Annotated in this window: 8 protein-coding genes; all 8 read left to right on the top strand. The window is 73.0% G+C overall.

Features of this window, described 5'->3' with window-relative positions:
* Nucleotides 1-175 precede the first annotated feature (175 nt).
* The 8 genes from BLA60_RS15315 (at nt 176) to BLA60_RS15280 (ending at nt 17427) form a co-directional block, all read left to right on the top strand.
* Entirely contained in the window at nt 176-4846 is a 4671-nt protein-coding gene (locus BLA60_RS15315) for an AMP-binding protein (protein WP_245811999.1), read from the top strand.
* Nucleotides 4847-5298: 452 nt separating this feature from the next.
* Nucleotides 5299-7653, top strand: a complete 2355-nt coding sequence (locus BLA60_RS15310) for an ATP-binding protein (protein ID WP_162292965.1) — start codon at nt 5299-5301, stop codon at nt 7651-7653.
* 98 nt (nt 7654-7751) lie between these two features.
* A complete protein-coding gene (locus BLA60_RS15305; RefSeq protein ID WP_084734963.1) occupies nt 7752-7958 on the top strand; it encodes an MbtH family protein in 207 nt (68 codons plus the stop codon).
* Between the two features lie 11 nt (nt 7959-7969).
* Nucleotides 7970-11248, top strand: a complete 3279-nt coding sequence (locus tag BLA60_RS15300) for a non-ribosomal peptide synthetase (protein ID WP_075133536.1) — start codon at nt 7970-7972, stop codon at nt 11246-11248.
* An 87-nt stretch (nt 11249-11335) separates the two neighbouring features.
* Nucleotides 11336-12331: a TauD/TfdA family dioxygenase gene (locus BLA60_RS15295; protein ID WP_075133535.1), complete on the top strand. Its 996-nt coding sequence runs from the start codon at nt 11336-11338 to the stop codon at nt 12329-12331.
* Nucleotides 12332-12344: 13 nt separating this feature from the next.
* Nucleotides 12345-13325: a TauD/TfdA family dioxygenase gene (locus BLA60_RS15290; RefSeq protein WP_084734962.1), complete on the top strand. Its 981-nt coding sequence runs from the start codon at nt 12345-12347 to the stop codon at nt 13323-13325.
* Nucleotides 13322-14698: a serine hydroxymethyltransferase gene (locus BLA60_RS15285; protein WP_075133533.1), complete on the top strand. Its 1377-nt coding sequence runs from the start codon at nt 13322-13324 to the stop codon at nt 14696-14698. The genes BLA60_RS15290 and BLA60_RS15285 overlap by 4 nt, the downstream gene beginning before the upstream one ends.
* Nucleotides 14695-17427: a non-ribosomal peptide synthetase gene (locus tag BLA60_RS15280; protein WP_075133532.1), complete on the top strand. Its 2733-nt coding sequence runs from the start codon at nt 14695-14697 to the stop codon at nt 17425-17427. The genes BLA60_RS15285 and BLA60_RS15280 overlap by 4 nt, the downstream gene beginning before the upstream one ends.
* Nucleotides 17428-17433 lie beyond the last annotated feature (6 nt).

The raw sequence follows: 17433 nt of genomic DNA, 5'->3' as shown, positions 1-17433 counted from the left end.
TAGTTGGTGAACACCCCGGACCATGACTCACCTCGAGGAGGATTGTGCCATTGACGCCACGGGTCGTAGGGGATTGTCCTGACTGCCTCGGCCACGGGTGAGCCTGGATTCTGGTCCGACGGCTGTCGTCACGGGAGGACCGGCTTTGCCTCACTCATCGCGGACATTCGTCGACGTGTTGCGTGACCGGGCCGCGCGGACCCCGGGAAGAACCGCGTTGGAGTTCGTCGACGAGGACGGTGCCAGCCGGGTGGTCGACTACGCCGACCTGGACACCGGGGCGAGGAGGGTCGCCGCGCACCTCGACGACCGAGGGGCGCGGGGCGAACGCGCGCTGCTGCTCCACCCGCCCGGAATCGACTTCGTGATCGGGTTCTTCGGCTGCCTCTACGCCGGAGTGGTCGCCGTGCCGGTCTCCCCGCCGACCGGTCGGCGCGGGCCGGCCACCATGCTCGCGGTGGCCGCCGACGCCGGCGCCGCGCTCGCCCTCGGCGACCGCGTCACCCTCGCCGCGCTCGGCTCCGGGGCGGAGCTCGCCGGGCGGCTGAGCACGCTGGCCACCGACGACATCACCGACGGGGCGGAGGACTGGAACGGCCGGGTGCCGCTGGCCACGGACCTCGCCTTCCTGCAGTACACCTCCGGTTCCGTCGGAACCCCGAAGGGCGTGATGGTGCGCCACGACAACCTCGTCCACAACTCCGCGGCGATCAGCGAGGTTGTCGGCGCCGGGCCGGAGAGCCGGAGCGTGAGTTGGCTGCCCCCGTTCCACGACATGGGCCTCATCGGCGGCATCCTCCAACCCGTCTTCGCCGGCTTTCCCGCCACCCTGCTCGCACCGTCGACCTTCCTGCGCAGGCCGGCGCGCTGGCTCGAGGCGATCAGCCGGACCGGGGCGACGATGTCGGTGGCCCCCGACTTCGCCTACCTGGAATGCGCCCGCCGGATCAGCGCCGAGGAGAGCGCGGGGCTGGACCTGAGCACCTGGCGGCATGCGCTGGTCGGCGCCGAGCCGGTCCGGGCCAGCACACTGGACTCGTTCGCCCGGGCGTTCGCGCCGGCGGGGTTCGACCGGTCGGCGTTCCGCCCCTGCTACGGGTTGGCCGAGGCGACCCTGCTGGTCACCATGTCCCCGGTGCGCGAACAGGGGCCCGCAGTGCTCGACGCCGACCGCGAGCAGCTGACGCGGGGCAGGGTCGCCCCGGCGGGGGACGGCCGGAGCTCGGTCACCCTCACCGGCTGCGGGCGAACGCACGGCGACGACCTGGTCGTCGTGGTGGACCGGCGGACCGGCCGGGAGTGCGCGCCCGGTGAGGTCGGCGAGGTGTGGGTCGGCGGTGCCGGGGTCACCGACGGGTACTGGGGCCGGCCCGACGAGACCGCACGGGTCTTCCGTGCCGGGCTCCTCGGACACGGCGACCGACTCTTCCTGCGCACCGGGGACCTCGGCTCGGTGCACGGCGACGAGCTGTACCTCGTCGGCCGGGTGAAGGACCTGATCGTCGTGCGCGGCCGCAACCACCACCCGCACGACATCGAGCAGACGGCCACGCGTGCCCATCCCGGGCTCCAACCGGCCGGGGCGGCGGTGTTCGGAGTCGACCACGGCGACGCCGAACGGGTCGTCCTCGTCCACGAGGTGGTCCGCGGCTTCGAACCGAGGGACGCGCCCGCCGCGATCGCGGCGACGCGCGACGCCGTCGCCGCCGGGCACGGCCTGACGCTGCACGATGTCGTGCTGGTCCGCCGGGGCACGATCCCGCGCACGACCAGCGGCAAGATTCGGCGATCCGCCTGCCGGGAACGCTGGTCGACCGGCGCGCTGTCCGGAGTGACCGGCCCCGAACCCACGACCACCCCGCCGGCCGACGGCCTGGACCCCGCGGGCGTCCTCGGGCTCGTCGGCGCCGCGCTCGACCTGCCCGAGGACCGCGTCGACCCGGACACCTCACTGGTCGGGCTCGGCCTCGACTCGCTGACCGGCATGCGGCTCGCTGGTGCGGTGCGCGAGCGGTACGCCATCGACGTCGGGGTCGAGCGCCTGCTCGACGGGATGACCTCCCGCCAACTCGCCCGGGCACTGGACGAGGGCGACCCGACCGGGACAGGTGGATGGACGACCCCCGAGCTGGGGGAGCCGACCGACGCCCAGCGCTGGATGTGGTTGCTGGACCAGCGAATCGGCGCGAGCGGCGCCTGCACCGTGGTCGGCGGGGTGCGTCTGACGGGCCTGGTCGACACCGCGGCCGTGCGTGGGTCGCTGGACGAGCTGGTTCGTCAGCACCACGCGCTGCGCACCACGTTCCCGCCGGGTGCCGACGGGCTCCCGAAGGGGGTCACCGGCCCGGCCCGGCCGGTGACGCTCACCGAACGGGACCTGTCCGGTCGGCCCGACCAGCTGGAGCCGGTCATCCAGGAGCTGGCCGCGACACCGTTCGACCTGGCCACAGGGCCACTGCTGCGAGCGATGCTGATCCGCCTCGACCCGGGCTCGTGGTGCCTGGCGATGTGCGCGCACCACATCATCGTCGACGGGTGGTCGCTCGGGCTGCTGCTGCGCGACCTCGGCACCTGTTACCGAGCACTGGTGGACAAGGCACCCGTGCCCGACCTCGGCCGCGAGACCGTGCCGGCACCGGTGCCCGGCGACCTCGCCCCCGACGAGGAGTTCTGGCGCGACCACCTGTCGGGCGCGAACCCGGTGGACCTGCCGCTGGACAACCCCTTGCCGGCGGCCCCGACGTGGCGGTCGGCGGCGTTGCCGTTCGAGCTGAGCGCCGAGCGGACGGCCGGGCTCAGGAGGTACGGAGCGACCCAGGACGCGACGCTGTTCACGGTCCTGCTCGCCGGGCTCGGTGCCGCCCTCGCCCGGTGGACCGGCCAGGACGACATCGTCATCGGCACGCCAGGGTCCGGCCGTGATCCCGGCACCGCCGAGTCCATCGGGATGTTCGTCAATGTGCTGCCGCTACGGGTGGACGCCGCCGGGGCACCGGCCTTCGATGAGCTGCTGCGCCGGGTGCGGACCTCCACCCTCGCCGCCTACCGGCATCGGCGGCTCCCGTTCGAGCGGATCCTGCGCCAGGCCGGTACACGCCGCTCCGATGGGCGCGCCCCGCTGGTGCGCGTCGTGCTGGCACTGCAGAACCTGCCGATGTCGCGGTGGCAGGCCGGCGGGACGCGTGCCGAACCGTTCGAGCTGCCCGCGCCGGGCGCCCAGTTCGAGCTGTACCTGCGGGTGAGCGAGCAGCCGGACGGCCGGCTGGCCGGCCACCTCGTCTACGACGCCGAGTTGTTCGACGCCGCGACCATGCGGGGGTTGCTCGACGCGGTGGGGCTGGTGTTGCGGACCGCCCAGGAGTCGCCCGGCACCCGCCTGCCCGACCTGCCGATCCTCACCGAGGACGAGCGGGACCGGACCCTCGCCGAGCTGACCGCCGCTCGTTCGGACGGCCCGGTGACCACGTCCCCGAACGAGGCGGTCGAGCGCGCGGTGGACCGTTGTCCGTCCGCACCAGCCCTGCGCTCGCCCCGAGGTGTGCTGACCTACCGGGACCTCGACGAGGAGGCCAACCGGCTCGCGTGGCTGCTGCGCGGCGCCGGCGCCGCGCCGGAGCGGTTCGTCGTCGTGTCCCTCCCGCCGGTCCCCGAGCTCGCCGTCGCCGTGCTGGCCGTGCTGAAGGCGGGAGCGGCGGTGGCCCTGACCGAGTGGGACGACCTGGAGCCCGTTGCGGTGGTGACCACCCTGGCGCTCGCCGCCCGCTACCGCGCCGCCGGCCGGCCGGTTCTGTGTCTGGACGCCGCCCCCCACGCCGACCAGCCCTCGGTCCGGGTCGACACCGGTGCGTTTCCCCGGGCGCTGGCCGCCGTGACCGACTCCGGGCTGATGACCGAGCGGGCCGACGTCCTGCGCCGGGTCGCGGCCTGGACGGCGTCATGCCCGCTGACCGCCGAGGACGTGGTGCTGGTCGAGCCGTCGGTGCCGGCGCTGGTCTGGTGTCTCGGCAGTGGCGCCGAGGTCGTGCTCGACCGGTCGACCGCGGCGGAGTCGTTCGCCGAGCGTGGGGTGACTACCTGGCTGGCCGACCCGGCCGCGTTGCGTGCCCTCGTCGCCGACCCGCCGGCCGGGACCACCGCGCTGAGGCGGGTGCTGTGCCTGGGCACGCCGCCCGCCGACCTCGCGGCGGAGGTGCGGTCGGTGTTGCCGGACGCGCGCCTGCTGCTGGCCGACCCCGGGCACCGGATGGTCCTCGACGACCGGGGGCGGCTGGTGCCGGCGGGTGCCGTCGGTGAGATCCACGCCGGCGGTTCGTGGTCGGCCCGCGGCTACCGTGGCCGGGCCGGCCACACGGCCGGCCGGTTCGTCCCCGACCCCGTCATTCCGGGCGGGCGGCTGTACCGGACCGGGGAGCGCGGCCGCTGGCGTGCCGGCGGCACCGTCGAGCCGCTCGCCCCACCGGACACCGTCGTGCCGGCCGGGCGAGCGGCCCTGGTGGCGCCGCGCGACGAGCTCGAGCGGCGGCTGGTCGAGATGTGGTGTGCGGTTCTCGATCTGCCCGAGGTCTCGGTGACCAGCGACTTCTTCGACGTCGGCGGCCACTCGCTGCTCGCGACCCGGATCGTGGTGCGGGTGCGCGCCGAGTTCGGTGTCGAGCTTCCGGTCGCCGGTCTGCTCGGCGGCGGCCTCACCATCGAGCGGCTGGCCGACCGGGTACGTCGGGCCGAGATCGAGGAGGCGTCCGAGGATGATCTCGCCGAGCTGCTGGCCGATCTCGCCGACCTGCCGGACGACCACGTCAGCCGACTCCTGGCCGAATCGGCGGGCGGCGATCCCGTCGAGCCATAAATCGTCGGTTTGAATGCGCATTCTTACGCTGATCGGCCCAATAGGGATGGCAGTATCCGAGGGTATGCTCCAGCGCTTTCTCACTTGTCTCAGTGTGGTGGACTGGGTACACTGGGTTAAGAAATAACCGGCGGGTTCGGGTGATCCCTGGGGTGGAAAAGACGTGATCGATCTCGTCGAAGACGATCAGTCCGAGGCGGACTCGCTCAGGCGCTTCGCGTTGTGGGTGAAATGGATTCTTGACGTACCTCGACGCGAATCGGTCCCGTGATTTCGCCGACGCGCTCGTGTCTTTGAAGAACCCTTTTGTCTGACTTTGCTGGTCAGATTGCTTGTCAATCTGCCCGGTTTATGTCCGTGCCGTTGCATGGGTCGAGGAGGACTCGCTGATGATCCTCAGGGCTTTGTCCCTACAGGATTTCGCAACCGACCACGAGTCGTACCCCGATGTGTTGCACAGCCGCGCGGACGCCCTCACCGAGTTCGACTGGCTGCTACGTGGTGACGTCGGCCGCGTCCCGGTGGTGGAGGTCCGCGGCGACCGGTGGAGCGGCAAGACCGCCCTGCTCGCGGACATGGCCAGGACCGCGGGCGCGATCGGCTGGCGGGTCGCGGTCGGATCGGCCACCTCCCCGCCGCCCGGAGTGCCCTTCGGCGCGTTCGTCGACGCCCTCAACACCCTGGTCGGCAGGCACCGCGACGACCTCGTCGCTGGCTGCCCGACCGAACACGCCCGCTGGCTCGGCGGGGTGTTCCCCGCGCTCGCCACCGCCCTGCCCTCGACCCGGCCGACCGACCCGGCCGAGCTGTACCACGTCTTCCACGCCATCCGAGGGCTGGTCGGCGCCCTGGCCGCCTTCGGTGACCTGCTGCTCGTGCTCGATGACGTGCACTGGGCCGACGAGGCGTCGGTGCAGCTGATCAGCCATCTGCTGCGGCACCCGCCAGACGGCCAGGTGGTGCTCGTCCTCGCGCACCGAGCCCGCCAGACCGACCAGGCGCTGCGTGGGCTGCTGGACGCCGCGGTGACGACCGGCATGGCGCGCCGCGTCGAGCTCGCGCCGCTCGCCGAGCAGGAGGCGTCCGCGTTGTTGCCGAGTGACCTCAGCCGCGCGCGGTGCACCGACCTGCTGCGCAAGTTCGGCGGCAATCCGGGACTGCTGCGCGTGTTCACCTCCCTCGGGATCGATGGGCAGTCGGCCGGCGAACCGGCCGTCCTGCCGGCCGACGTGCTCGCCGAGTGCCTGCGCGACTTCCACGCCCTGTCCGAACCGGTCTGGCTGGTGGCGCGATCGGCGGCCGTCCTCGACGACCCGTTCGACCCCGAGCTGCTCGCGCGGGTCGCCGAGCTGGACGCCACCCGGGTGCTGACGGCCATCGACGAGCTCATCGCCGAGGACCTGATCAGCACGCGGGGATCCTCGCGCCGGCTGTCGTTCGCCAACCCGCTGCTGCGTGCGGCCGCCTACCAGTCGGCCGGGCCGGGCTGGCTCCTCGGCGCCCACGCCCGCGCGGCACAGGCGCTCCTGGACCGGGGCGACCGGGCCGGCCAGGTGGCCAGGCACGTCGTGCGCACCGCCACCATCGGCGACAACCACAGCGTGCGGCTGCTCCTGGACGGGGCGGAGCAGTGCCTGTGGGACCATCCGGCACAGTCGGCGTCCTGGCTGCGCACGGTCATCGAGCTGGAGACCGACGGCCCCGGGACCACACCGGAGCGCAAACTCATGCTGGGCAAGGCACTCGCGCTGGCCGGTCGGCTCCCCGAGGCCGGCTACCTGCTCGGCGAGCTGGTCCCGACCGAACAGCAGGACCCGACGGTCTGGATCGAGGCCCTCTGCTGGCGTGCGTGGGTGTGGCGCCTGACGGGCCGGATCGAGGACGCCGCCAGAGACCTCGCGGCCGCGTTGCGGCTGCTCTCACCCGGCGAGGTGCCCGACGTGGTCCAGGTGCACCGGGCGCGGCTCGCGCTCGCACTGGACACCGGCACCCGGCCGGACGAGGCCGACGAGTCGGTGCTGCGCCGGCACGTCGCCGCCATGCCGGCGGCGACCGCGGCCGGTGTGTTCGCCGTGCTCTCCGTCGCGACGTTCCGGTTCGGCGACCGGGAGCAGACCAGGCGACACGCCGAGGCGGCGGCCGAGCTGTACGAGGAACTCGCCGACGACGAGGTCGCACAGCAGCTCGACGGGCTCTACTGGCTGGCCGGCGCGGAAACCGGCCTCGGCTGGCCGGGACCGGCCGCGGCCCACTACGAACACGGCCTGCGGACGGCCGAACGACGCCGCCTCGGTGGCCTGGTCCCCCAGTTCGCCACCGCCCTCGCGGTGACGCAGGTCCGCCTCGGCGACCCGGACGGGGCCATCCGGCACGCCGCGTGCGGCCGGACGGCTGCCGCCGCCACCGGCAGCGCCGCCCTGCTGGCCAGGGCCGTCGCCCTGGAGGCCGCGATCGCCGGCGCCGACGGGGGCAGGGACGTCGAGGTCTTCGACCACCTCGACAACCTCGACATCCTCGAGGCGGAGCCGGAACCGACGCGACTCGCCCGCGAACCGGAGTCCCAACGCGACGAGGCGAGCATCAGGCTCGACGGTCTGAGCGAGCGGGAGCTCGAGGTCGCTGTCCTGGTCAGCGACGGGCGGACGAACCAACAGATCGCCAGAAGGTTGGAACTGAGCCACAAGACCGTGGAGACCTACCTCGGCCGGATCTTCAAGAAGCTGTTCGTCTCCTCCCGCGCCGAGGTCGCGGCGCTCGTCGGGCTCGCCGGACAGGTGGCCCGCCGGTCGAGGGGCGTCGCCGGCTGATCCAGGAGGCCGGTCGGGAGAAGTACGGACATCACAGGGACCCGCCGATGCGACACATTCACTCCAGACGCGCGAAGCCCGCGAACGAGGAGTGGACCATGGCCCAGGAGCAGACCTACCTCGTCGTGATCAACGACGAGCTGCAGTACTCGATCTGGCGGTCGGACCTGGAGCTGCCGGCCGGCTGGCGGCCGGCAGGCACCAGCGGCACCCGCGAACAGTGCCTCGCGCACATCGACGAGGTGTGGACCGACATGCGCCCGCTGAGCCTGCGACGACAGATGGAGCAGGCGAACCAGGCCTGAGGGGGAGCTTCATGGCGTCACGGTTGTCCGCCGAGCAGCGCGCGCTGCTCGATCGGTTGCTGGAACGGGAAGATCGTGCCGGATCACCCGCCGGGGTGCCGCGCTGGACCGGCGACCGCGAGCACGCGCCGCTGTCTTTCGGGCAGGAGCGGCTGCACTACGTCGAACGGCTGCGCCCGGGTTCACCGGCCTACCAGCTCTGCGGCGCGCTGCGGATGCGCGGCGAGCTGCGGGTGGACCTGATCGAGCAGGCGATCACGGCGATGCTGGCCAGGCACGAGGTGTTGCGGACCGGGTTCGTCGAGGGCCCCGACGGCGTCGAGCAGGTCGTGCACCCGCCCGGTTCGTCCTCGGTGGACCTCCCGGTCCGTGAGCTGCCCGGCGACGACGTCCGGGCCAGGGTGGCCGAACTGGCCGGCACCGGGTTCGACCTGACGCGGCCACCGCTGCTGCGCGCGGAGCTGGTGCGGGTCGGCGACGCGCTCGGTCCGGAATGGGTGCTGCTGCTGTGCGTGCACCACATCGTGGTCGACGGCTGGTCCCTCGGGCTCCTCGTCGCCGAGCTCGCCGAGGTCTACCGGGCACTCGCCGAGGGTGACCGGCCCCGGCTGCCGGAGCTGGAGGTGCAGTACGTCGACTTCGCCGTCTGGCAGCGCGAGCGGCTCAGCGGCGCCACGCTGGCCGAACAGCTGCGCTTCTGGCGTGACGAACTGACCGACCTGCCGGGCGGCGACCTGCCCACCGACCGGCCCCGGCCGGCCGAACGCAGCTATGCCGGCGCCACCGTCCCCATCACGGTCGCCCCGACGGTCCTGCGCGCGCTGCGGACGATCGCCGACGACAGCCGGGCCACCCTGTTCATGGCGATGGTCTCGGTGCTCTCGGTGGTGCTCGGCCGATGGTCCGGCGAACGGGACGTCGTGGTCGGCACCCCGATGGCGGGCCGTCGGCGCGCCGAGCTCGAACCGGTCGTCGGCTTCTTCGTCAACACGTTGCCGTTGCGGGTCAGGCACACCGGGCACGAATCCTTCCGCGAGCTGGTCCGCCGGGTCCGCGAGGTGTGTGTCCGGGCCTACGCGCACCAGGACGTGCCGTTCGAACGGATCGTGCACGAGCTGGCGTCGGACCGGGACGCCTCGGGCCAGACCACCCTCGCCCGCCACTGGATCGTGCTGCACAACACCCCGCCCCTGCGCTTCGACGCGCCGGGGCTTACCGCCGAGCTGGAACCGGCGCTGGTCGGCTCGGTCCGCTGCGACCTGTCCTTCCAGCTGGTCCCGGACCAGGACGGCGGGATCGCCGGCTGGCTGGAGTTCTCCACCGAGCTGTTCGACCGGGACACGGCCGAACGGATCGTCGACGCGCTGCACACCGTCCTCGGCGCCGCGGTCGCCGACCCGGACCGAGCGGTGGCCGAACTTCCCGTGCTGCCAACGGCTTCCCGGCAGGAGTTGCTCGAGCGGCACAGCGGTGCCGGGTCGGTCCCGACGACGGAACCGGGACTGGTGTCCTGGTTCGAGGAGCAGGTGGACCGTACGCCGAACGCGCCGGCCGTCGGCGGTGACGGCGAGCGACTCACCTACCGGGAGCTCGACGAGCGGGCGAACCGGATCGCCCACCTGCTCCGCTCGGCGGGCACCGGGCCCGAGGACCGGGTCGGGGTGTTCCTCCCGCCCGGCGCCGACCTGCTCGCCACGGTGCTCGGCGTGCTCAAGGCCGGTGCGGTGTACCTGCCGCTGGATCCCGGCTATCCACCCGGCAGGGTGAACCTGTTGGTCGAGCTCGGCGCACCCCGGCTGATCCTCACCACTCCCGGTCTTCGGGCACGGCTCGACACCGGGCCGCCGGTGCGTGACCTGTCCGCGGTGTCCGGGCAACCCACCCACCGGCCGGCTCCGGCCAGGACCTGGCCAGACAGCGTCGCGTACCTGCTGTTCACCTCCGGCTCGACCGGGCGGCCCAAGGGGGTGCTCGGCACACACGGCGGCCTGGTCAACCGGCTGGCCGGGATGCGGGACGCGTTCCGGGTCGGTGCCGGCGACCGCGTGCTGCAGAAGGCGCCACTCGGCTTCGACGTCTCGCTCTGGGAGCTGCTGCTGCCGGTGCTGACCGGTGCCGCCGTGGTGCCCGCCGGCCTCGACGGACACCGCGACGCCGAACACCTGCACGAGCTGATCGACCGGGAGCGGGTCACCGTCTGCCACTTCGTGCCGTCGATGTTGCGCGAGTTCCTCGACGGACCCCACCGCGCCCACGACAGCGTGCGGCTGCTGCTCTCCGGTGGGGAGGAACTGCCGGCCGATCTCGCGGCGACCGCTCTGCGGCGGCTGCCGAACGCGGAGCTGGTCAACCAGTACGGACCGACCGAGACCACCGTGGACGTGACCGCCACGGCGGTGAGCGCACCGGTCCCGGCCAGAGTGCCGATCGGCGGCATGCTCCCCGGCGTGCGCGGCTACGTGCTCGACGAGCTGTGCCGACCGCAGCCGGTGGGGGTCGCCGGTGAGCTCCACCTCGGCGGCGTACAGCTGGCCCGCGGCTACCTGGGCCAACCCGGCCGCACGGCCGAGCGGTTCGTGCCGGACCCGTTCGTGCCGGGGGAGCGGCTCTACGCGACCGGGGACCGGGTCCGCTGGTTGCCCGACGGGTCCCTGGAGTTCCGCGGCAGGCTCGACGAGCAGGTCAAGATACGCGGCAACCGGGTCGAGCCGGGCGAGGTCGAAGCGGAGCTGGCCGCGCACCCCGGCGTGGAACGGGCGGTCGTCGTGGTCGACACCGGCGAAACGGGAGATCCTCGGCTGCGCGGGTACTTCTCCGGCCGGGTACAGCCGGCGGAACTGCTGAACTTCCTCCGGCAGCGCCTGCCCGGGCCTGCGGTCCCGGCCCACCTGACCGAGGTCGACCGGTGGCCGGTCGGCGTGCACGGCAAGGTCGACCGCGCCGCGCTGCCGCCACCCGACGGCGACAGGCCGGCCGCCGGGTCCACCTACGTCGCGCCCAGCACCCCCGTGCAGCACGTCGTCGCCGGCGTGTTCGCCGAGCTGCTGCACCAGGAACGGATCGGCGTCAACGACTCCTTCCTCGACCTCGGCGGGCACTCGCTGCTCGCCATCCGGGCGCTCTCCCGGATCCGGGCCAGGCTCCAGGTCGACCTGCGGGTGGCGCAGTTCTTCGACTCCCCGGACGTCGCCTCGATCGCCGAGCTGATCGAGCGGCAACGGCGGGACGGCCAGGTGACCCCGTCGGCCGCCCCGATCCCCAAGGTCGACCGGCGCCGCCCCCGACCCTGACCCGGCCCGCCTGTCCGGGCATGTACCGACTGCCGCCCGCCCGGCGGGCCGAACAGGATCGAAGTCCACCGATACCGGGAGTTCGTGATGACGCATGTACCGCGCACCGGCGCGATGCCGGTCGCCGTGTCCCAGAGCTGGGAGGGGCGCTCACTGCCCGCGTTGGTGCGCGCCGAGCGGCCCGACCTCGACCTCGCCGCCTGGATCACCGCCAACACCGGCACGCTCGACCGGCTCGCCCACACCGCCGGTGCCGTGCTGCTGCGCGGGTTCGCCGTGCCCGGGGCCACCGCGTTCCGGGCAGTGATGGACGCCCTGTCACCCGCGGTGCTGAACTACGGCGAGCGTTCCTCGCCGCGGACCGAGGTGTCGACCGGCGTCTACACCTCCACCGAGTACCCGGCCGACCAACACATCCTGCTACACAACGAACAGTCCTACACGGACAACTGGCCCGTGCGGATCGTGTTCTGCTGCGAGCGCCCCGCCGCCGTGGGCGGCCGCACACCGCTCGCCGACTCACGGCGGGTCCTCGCCGCGCTCGACCCGGCGACGGTGGAGCGGTTCGAGCGGCTCGGCGTCCGGTACGTGCGCAACTACCTGCGTGGGATCAGCCTCCCGTGGCAGGAGGCGTTCCAGACCGACAGCAGGTCCGAAGTGGACGCCTACTGCGAGCGGGCCGGCATCGTCGCCGATTGGGTCGGCGAGGACCACCTGCGCACCTACCAGCAGCGCCCCGCGATCCACACCCACCCGGCGACCGGCGACCGGACCTGGTTCAACCATGCCGTGTTCTTCCACGTCACCTCGCTGCCGGAGGAGGTGAGCGCCGGGCTGACCGAACTGCTGTCCGAGGACGACTTCCCGTACCAGACCTACTACGGGGACGGCACGCCCATCGAGCCGGCGACGCTGGCCGAGCTCCGAGCCGCGCTCGACCGGGAGACCGTCGCGTTCACCTGGCAGACAGGCGACGTGCTCGTGGTCGAGAACATGATCACCGCGCACGCGCGCGAGCCGTTCGAGGGCCCGCGCCGAATCCTCGCCGCGATGTGCGACCCGATCCGTGACCTCCGTAGGTGACCGAGGGGACCAGATGCCCGTCACAGAGCAGATCCGCGTCCACCCACTGCATGACGAGCCCTTCCTGCTGAGGGTCGAGTCCGACCCGCCTGGCCCGCCGCTCGCCGAATGGATCGAGGGCAACCGGGAGTGGGTCCTCGACCAGCTCCACCGGCACGGCTCGGTCCTGTTCCGTGGCTTCACGGTCGCCGGCCCGGACGGTTTCGGCCAGGCGGCGCGGGCGTTCTCGCCCCGGCTGCTGGACTACCTCGAACGCGCGGCACCGCGAACCGAGGTCGCCGACAAGGTGTTCACCTCGACCGAGTTCGCCGCCGACCAGTGGATCCCGTTCCACCACGAGATGAGCTACGCGCACAACTGGCCGAGCCGGCTGTACTTCTACTGTGACGTCCCCCCCACGCGAGGAGGTGCGACGCCGGTCGCCAGCGAGCGGACGGTGTACCCGCGCATCCCGGCCGAGGTGCGGGAGCGGTTCCTCCGGCACGGCGTGCGCTACGTCCGCAACTACGGACCCGACATCGACCTGCCGTGGCAGGAGGTGTTCCAGACCACCGACCGGGACGAGGTGGCCGGCTACTGCCGGGAGTCCCAGATGGACTTCGAGTGGATCGGCGACGACGCCCTGCGCACGACGTCGGTCCGCCAGGCCGTGTCCCGCCATCCCGCCACCGGGGAGACCGTCTGGTTCAACCACGCCCACATCTTCCACGTGTCCAACCTGCCGGCGGAGGTCTCGGCGGTGCTCGTCGAGGAGTTCGGCCTCGACGGGTTGCCGCGCAACGCCTACTACGGGGACGGGACACCGATCGAGGACGAGGTCGCCGGGCTCGTCCGGCAGCTGTACCGCGACGCCGCCGTGTCGTTCCCCTGGCAGCGCGGTGACGTGCTCCTGGTGGACAACTGGCTGGCCAGCCACGCGCGGGAGCCCTTCGAGGGGGAACGCCGGATCCTCGTCGCCATGTCCGACCTGCACCTGGAGCGGAGTGCGCGATGAACGGCGACGACACCTCACTCGGCTCGTCCGCGCTGCTCGGTGTCGACCTCCTCGCCGGTGAGGACCCCGAGCTGCACGACGCGCTGCACGCCGAGCACCGGCGCCAGGAGACCGGCCTGATGCTCGTCGCCTCGTCGAGCATCACCGACCCGTCGGTGCTGGCCTGCCTGGCGTCCTCGGCGATGAACGTGACCGCCGAGGGCTATCCCGGCGCCCGTTACCACGCCGGGTGCGAGCAGATCGACGTCATCGAACGGCTGGCGGTCGACCGGGCACGGAAGGCGTTCGGTGCCCGGTACGTCAACGTCCAGCCGCACTCGGCGACCACCGCCAACTACGCCGTGCTGTCCAGCCTGCTCCGGCCGGGAGACGTGATCATGGGCATGCGGCTCGACCAGGGTGGTCACCTCACCCACGGCTTCTCGGCCGCGTACTCGGGCAGCTACTTCACCGCGGTGGGCTACGGCCTGGACCAGACCGGGCGGATCGACTACGCGGAGGCCGCGGCCCTGGCCAGGCTCCACCTGCCCAAGCTGATCATCTGCGGTGCCACCTCCTACCCCCGCCAGGTCGACTGGCGGCGGTTCCGTGAGATCGCCGACGAGGTCGGCGCCCTGCTGATGGCCGACATCTCGCACATCGCCGGACTGGTCGCCGCCGGCCTGCACCCGAGCCCCATCGACCACGCCCACGTCACGACGACCTGCACCCACAAACAGCTCGCCGGCCCGCGCGGCGGCCTGATCATGAGCGGCCGGGACTTCGAGCTGCCCTGCCTCGACACCGGCCGTACCATCGCCAGACAGCTCGCGAGAACCGTGTTCCCCTACTTCCAGGGCGCGCCGATCATGCCGGTCATCGCCGCGAAGGCCAGGGCGCTCGCGCTGCTCGGGACCGACCGGTACCGCGCGGCGATGCGGCAGGTGGTCGACGACGCGGCGGCGCTGGCCGCCGGGCTGGTCTCGCTCGGCTACGAGGTCGTCTCCGGCGGCACCGACAACCACATCGTGCTCGTCGACCTGTCGGCCACCGGGATCAGCGGTCTGGTGGCCGAGCAGGCGTTGGAGCGGACCGGGATCATCGTGAACAAGAACCGGGTGCCCGGTGACCGACGGGCCGCCGCGACCTGCAGCGGTATCCGGATCGGCACGAACTCGGTCGCGCAGCGCGGCCTGGGCGCGCGGGAGATGCGCCGGTGCGCGGAGCTGATCCATCGCGTCCTGCGGGCGGTGCGGCCCGTCTCTGACCGGGAGTTCGACCTGGACGAGTTCGCCGCCGACGCCGTGCGTACCGAGGTACGCAAGCTGGCGATCGAGTTCCCGCTGCCCCGGTACACCCGCCGGGTGCCGGCAGACACCGGCGCCCCCGCGTGAGCGGGCCGTCCGCCGCGCAGCGGCGGCTGTTCCACCGGTGGCGACAGGATCCCGGCGAGGCGACCGGCAACGTGTCACTGGTCCTGCGCCTGAGCGGACCGCTCGACCGGGACAGGGTCGAGGGTGCGGTGCTGGCGCTGCTCGACCGGCACGAGATCCTGCGCGGCCGGTTCCCCATCACCGACGGGCATCCCGGCGTCGACCTCCGGCCGATGGGGTCGCTCGAGGTGGAGTCGCCCGCCTGCGCCGCGGAGGCGTACGTCGGCGCGGGTTTCGACCTGACCGAGGCAGCGGTCCGCGTGGCGCTGTTCGAGACCGGGCCGGCCGAGCACCTGCTGGTGTTGGTCGCCCACCCGATCGTGGCCGACCACGCGTCCATGGACGTCCTGTGCTCGGAGTTCTCCGCCGCGTACAACGGATCCATGTCGACCACGGCGGCCACCGCGGACGGCGGGCCGTCGTCGGCGCGACGCCGTGCGTACTGGGACGAGGTCCTCGACGGTGCCGACCCGGCACTCGACCTGCCGACCGACCACCCGCGGCCGGCCTTCTCCAGCCGCCGCCGCGCCGCCGCGGAGCACCGGCTACCGGCCGAGCCCGCCCGAGAGGTGGCCGAAGTGTCCGAAGTGGACACCGCGACCGTCCTGCTCGCCGCGTTCGGGATCGTGCTCCGGCGCTACACCGGGAAGTCCGACCTCGTGGTCGGCACCACCGTGGACGTGCGCGAGCGGGCCGACCGGGTCGGCACCGGACCCGGGCCGGTGCCGGTACGGCTGCCGGTCGACGGCGGGCGGCAGGTGACCGAACTGCTCCGGCACACGCACGCCGTCCGCGCCGCCGCCCGCTGGCACGCCCCCGCCGACACCATCGGCGGGGTTCCCCACCAGGTCGGGTTCGCCTACCGCCGGCCCGAACAACCGTCCGCGCCGCCCGGACTGACCGTCCAGCGACTCGAACTCGGGACGCCGGCCGGGCCGGGCGATGGCGGCCTCGACCTCGTCCTGTCGGTCGTCGACCTGCCCGAGGGGCTGCGCGTCCACTGCGACTACGACGCCGAGATCGTCGACCGGGAGCGGATCGTCCGGCTGTTCGGTCACCTGGAACGGGTGCTGGAGGCCATGGCCGCCGCGCCAGGGTCGACCATCGGCGCCCTGCCCATGCTCACCGAGGCCGAGCAGGAACGCGCCGCGCGGACGTGGAACGCCACCGCGGTCGACTTCCCCGCCGAGGCGACCCTGCCGCGCCTGGTCGCCGAGCGGGTGGCGGCGGCCCCGGACGCGCCCGCCCTGCGCACCGCGCACGACGAGGTCACCTACGCGGTCCTCGACCGGTGGGCGGACCGGCTGGCGGCCCGGTTGCTGGCCGCCGGGGTCCGCCGGGGCGGCGTGGTCGCGGTGGCCACCGAACGCACCCCGGAACTGGCCGTCGCCCTGCTGGCGGTGCTGCGCGCCGGCGCCGCGTACCTGCCGCTCGACCCGACCCACCCCGACGAGCGCCTACGCCTGATGATGGACGACGCCGGGGCCACGGTCGTGCTCGCGACACCCGGTGCGGCCGGCCGGCTCCCCACCGACGGACCCGTCCTGGTCCCGGTCGACGACGACGGCCCGGACCCGACCGGCCTCGAACCGCCGGCCACCGACGCCGCCGACCTCTGCTACGTGATCTACACCTCCGGCTCCACCGGCAGACCCAAGGGGGTGCTGCTCGACCACCGCGGCCGAGTCAACAACTTCACCGACTTCAACCGGCGGTTCCTGGTCGGCGCCGGCGACGCCGTCCTCTCGGTGTCCTCCCTCGGCTTCGACATGACCGCCTACGACGTGTTCGGGCCGCTCGTCTCCGGCGCGTGCCTGGTGCTGCCCGACCCCGCCCTGGAGCGCGACCCCGCGCACTGGCTGGACCTGATGACCACCCACCGGGTCACCGTGTGGCACTCGGTTCCCGCGCTGCTGGACATGCTCCTGTTCGCGGCCACCGAGCTCGGTGTGTCCGCGCTGCCCGACCTGCGACTGGTCCTGCTCGGCGGCGACTGGATTCCCGTGGACCTGGCCGAGCGCCTCCGGGCGCTGTCCCCGGACGCCGAGGTGATCAGCCTCGGCGGGGCCACCGAGGTGTCCATGGACTCCACGATCTACCCGATCGGCGAGGTCGACCCGCGGTGGGCGAGCGTTCCCTACGGGCGGCCCATGGCCAACCAACGCGCCTACGTCCTGGACGTCGACGGTCACCTCGCACCGGTCGGCGTCCCTGGCGACCTGTACCTCGGTGGGCTCGGACTGGCCTGGGGATACGCCGGTGACGCTGCCCAGACCGCCGCACGCTTCGGTCCCGACCCCCACGCCACGATCCCGGGCGGCCGCCGGTACGCCACCGGCGACCTGGCCCGCTACGGACCCGACGGCACCCTGGAGCTGCTCGGACGCGCCGACCTCCAGGTCAAGATCGGCGGCGCCCGGATCGAGCTCGGCGAGGTGGAGGTGGCACTGCGCGAGCTCCCCGAGGTCGCCGCGGCCGTGGCGGCCGCACACCGGGGCAGCGGCACCCCGGTCCTGGTCGCCTACCTGGTCCCCGAACCCGGCGCCGACCTCGACTCCGTCGGCGTGCGCCGTCGGCTCGCCACCCGGCTGCCGGCCTACATGGTGCCGGCGGTGATCGTCCCCCTGGAGCGAATCCCCTTGACCCCCAACGGAAAGGTGGACCGCAAACGCCTGCCGCCACCGAGCTGACCCGGG

This window comes from Actinophytocola xinjiangensis (genome assembly GCF_001921215.1).
Lineage (GTDB): Bacteria > Actinomycetota > Actinomycetes > Mycobacteriales > Pseudonocardiaceae > Actinophytocola > Actinophytocola xinjiangensis.
The sequence above is the reverse complement of the archived record's forward strand: the minus strand, read 5'-3'. Positions and strand labels throughout refer to the sequence as shown.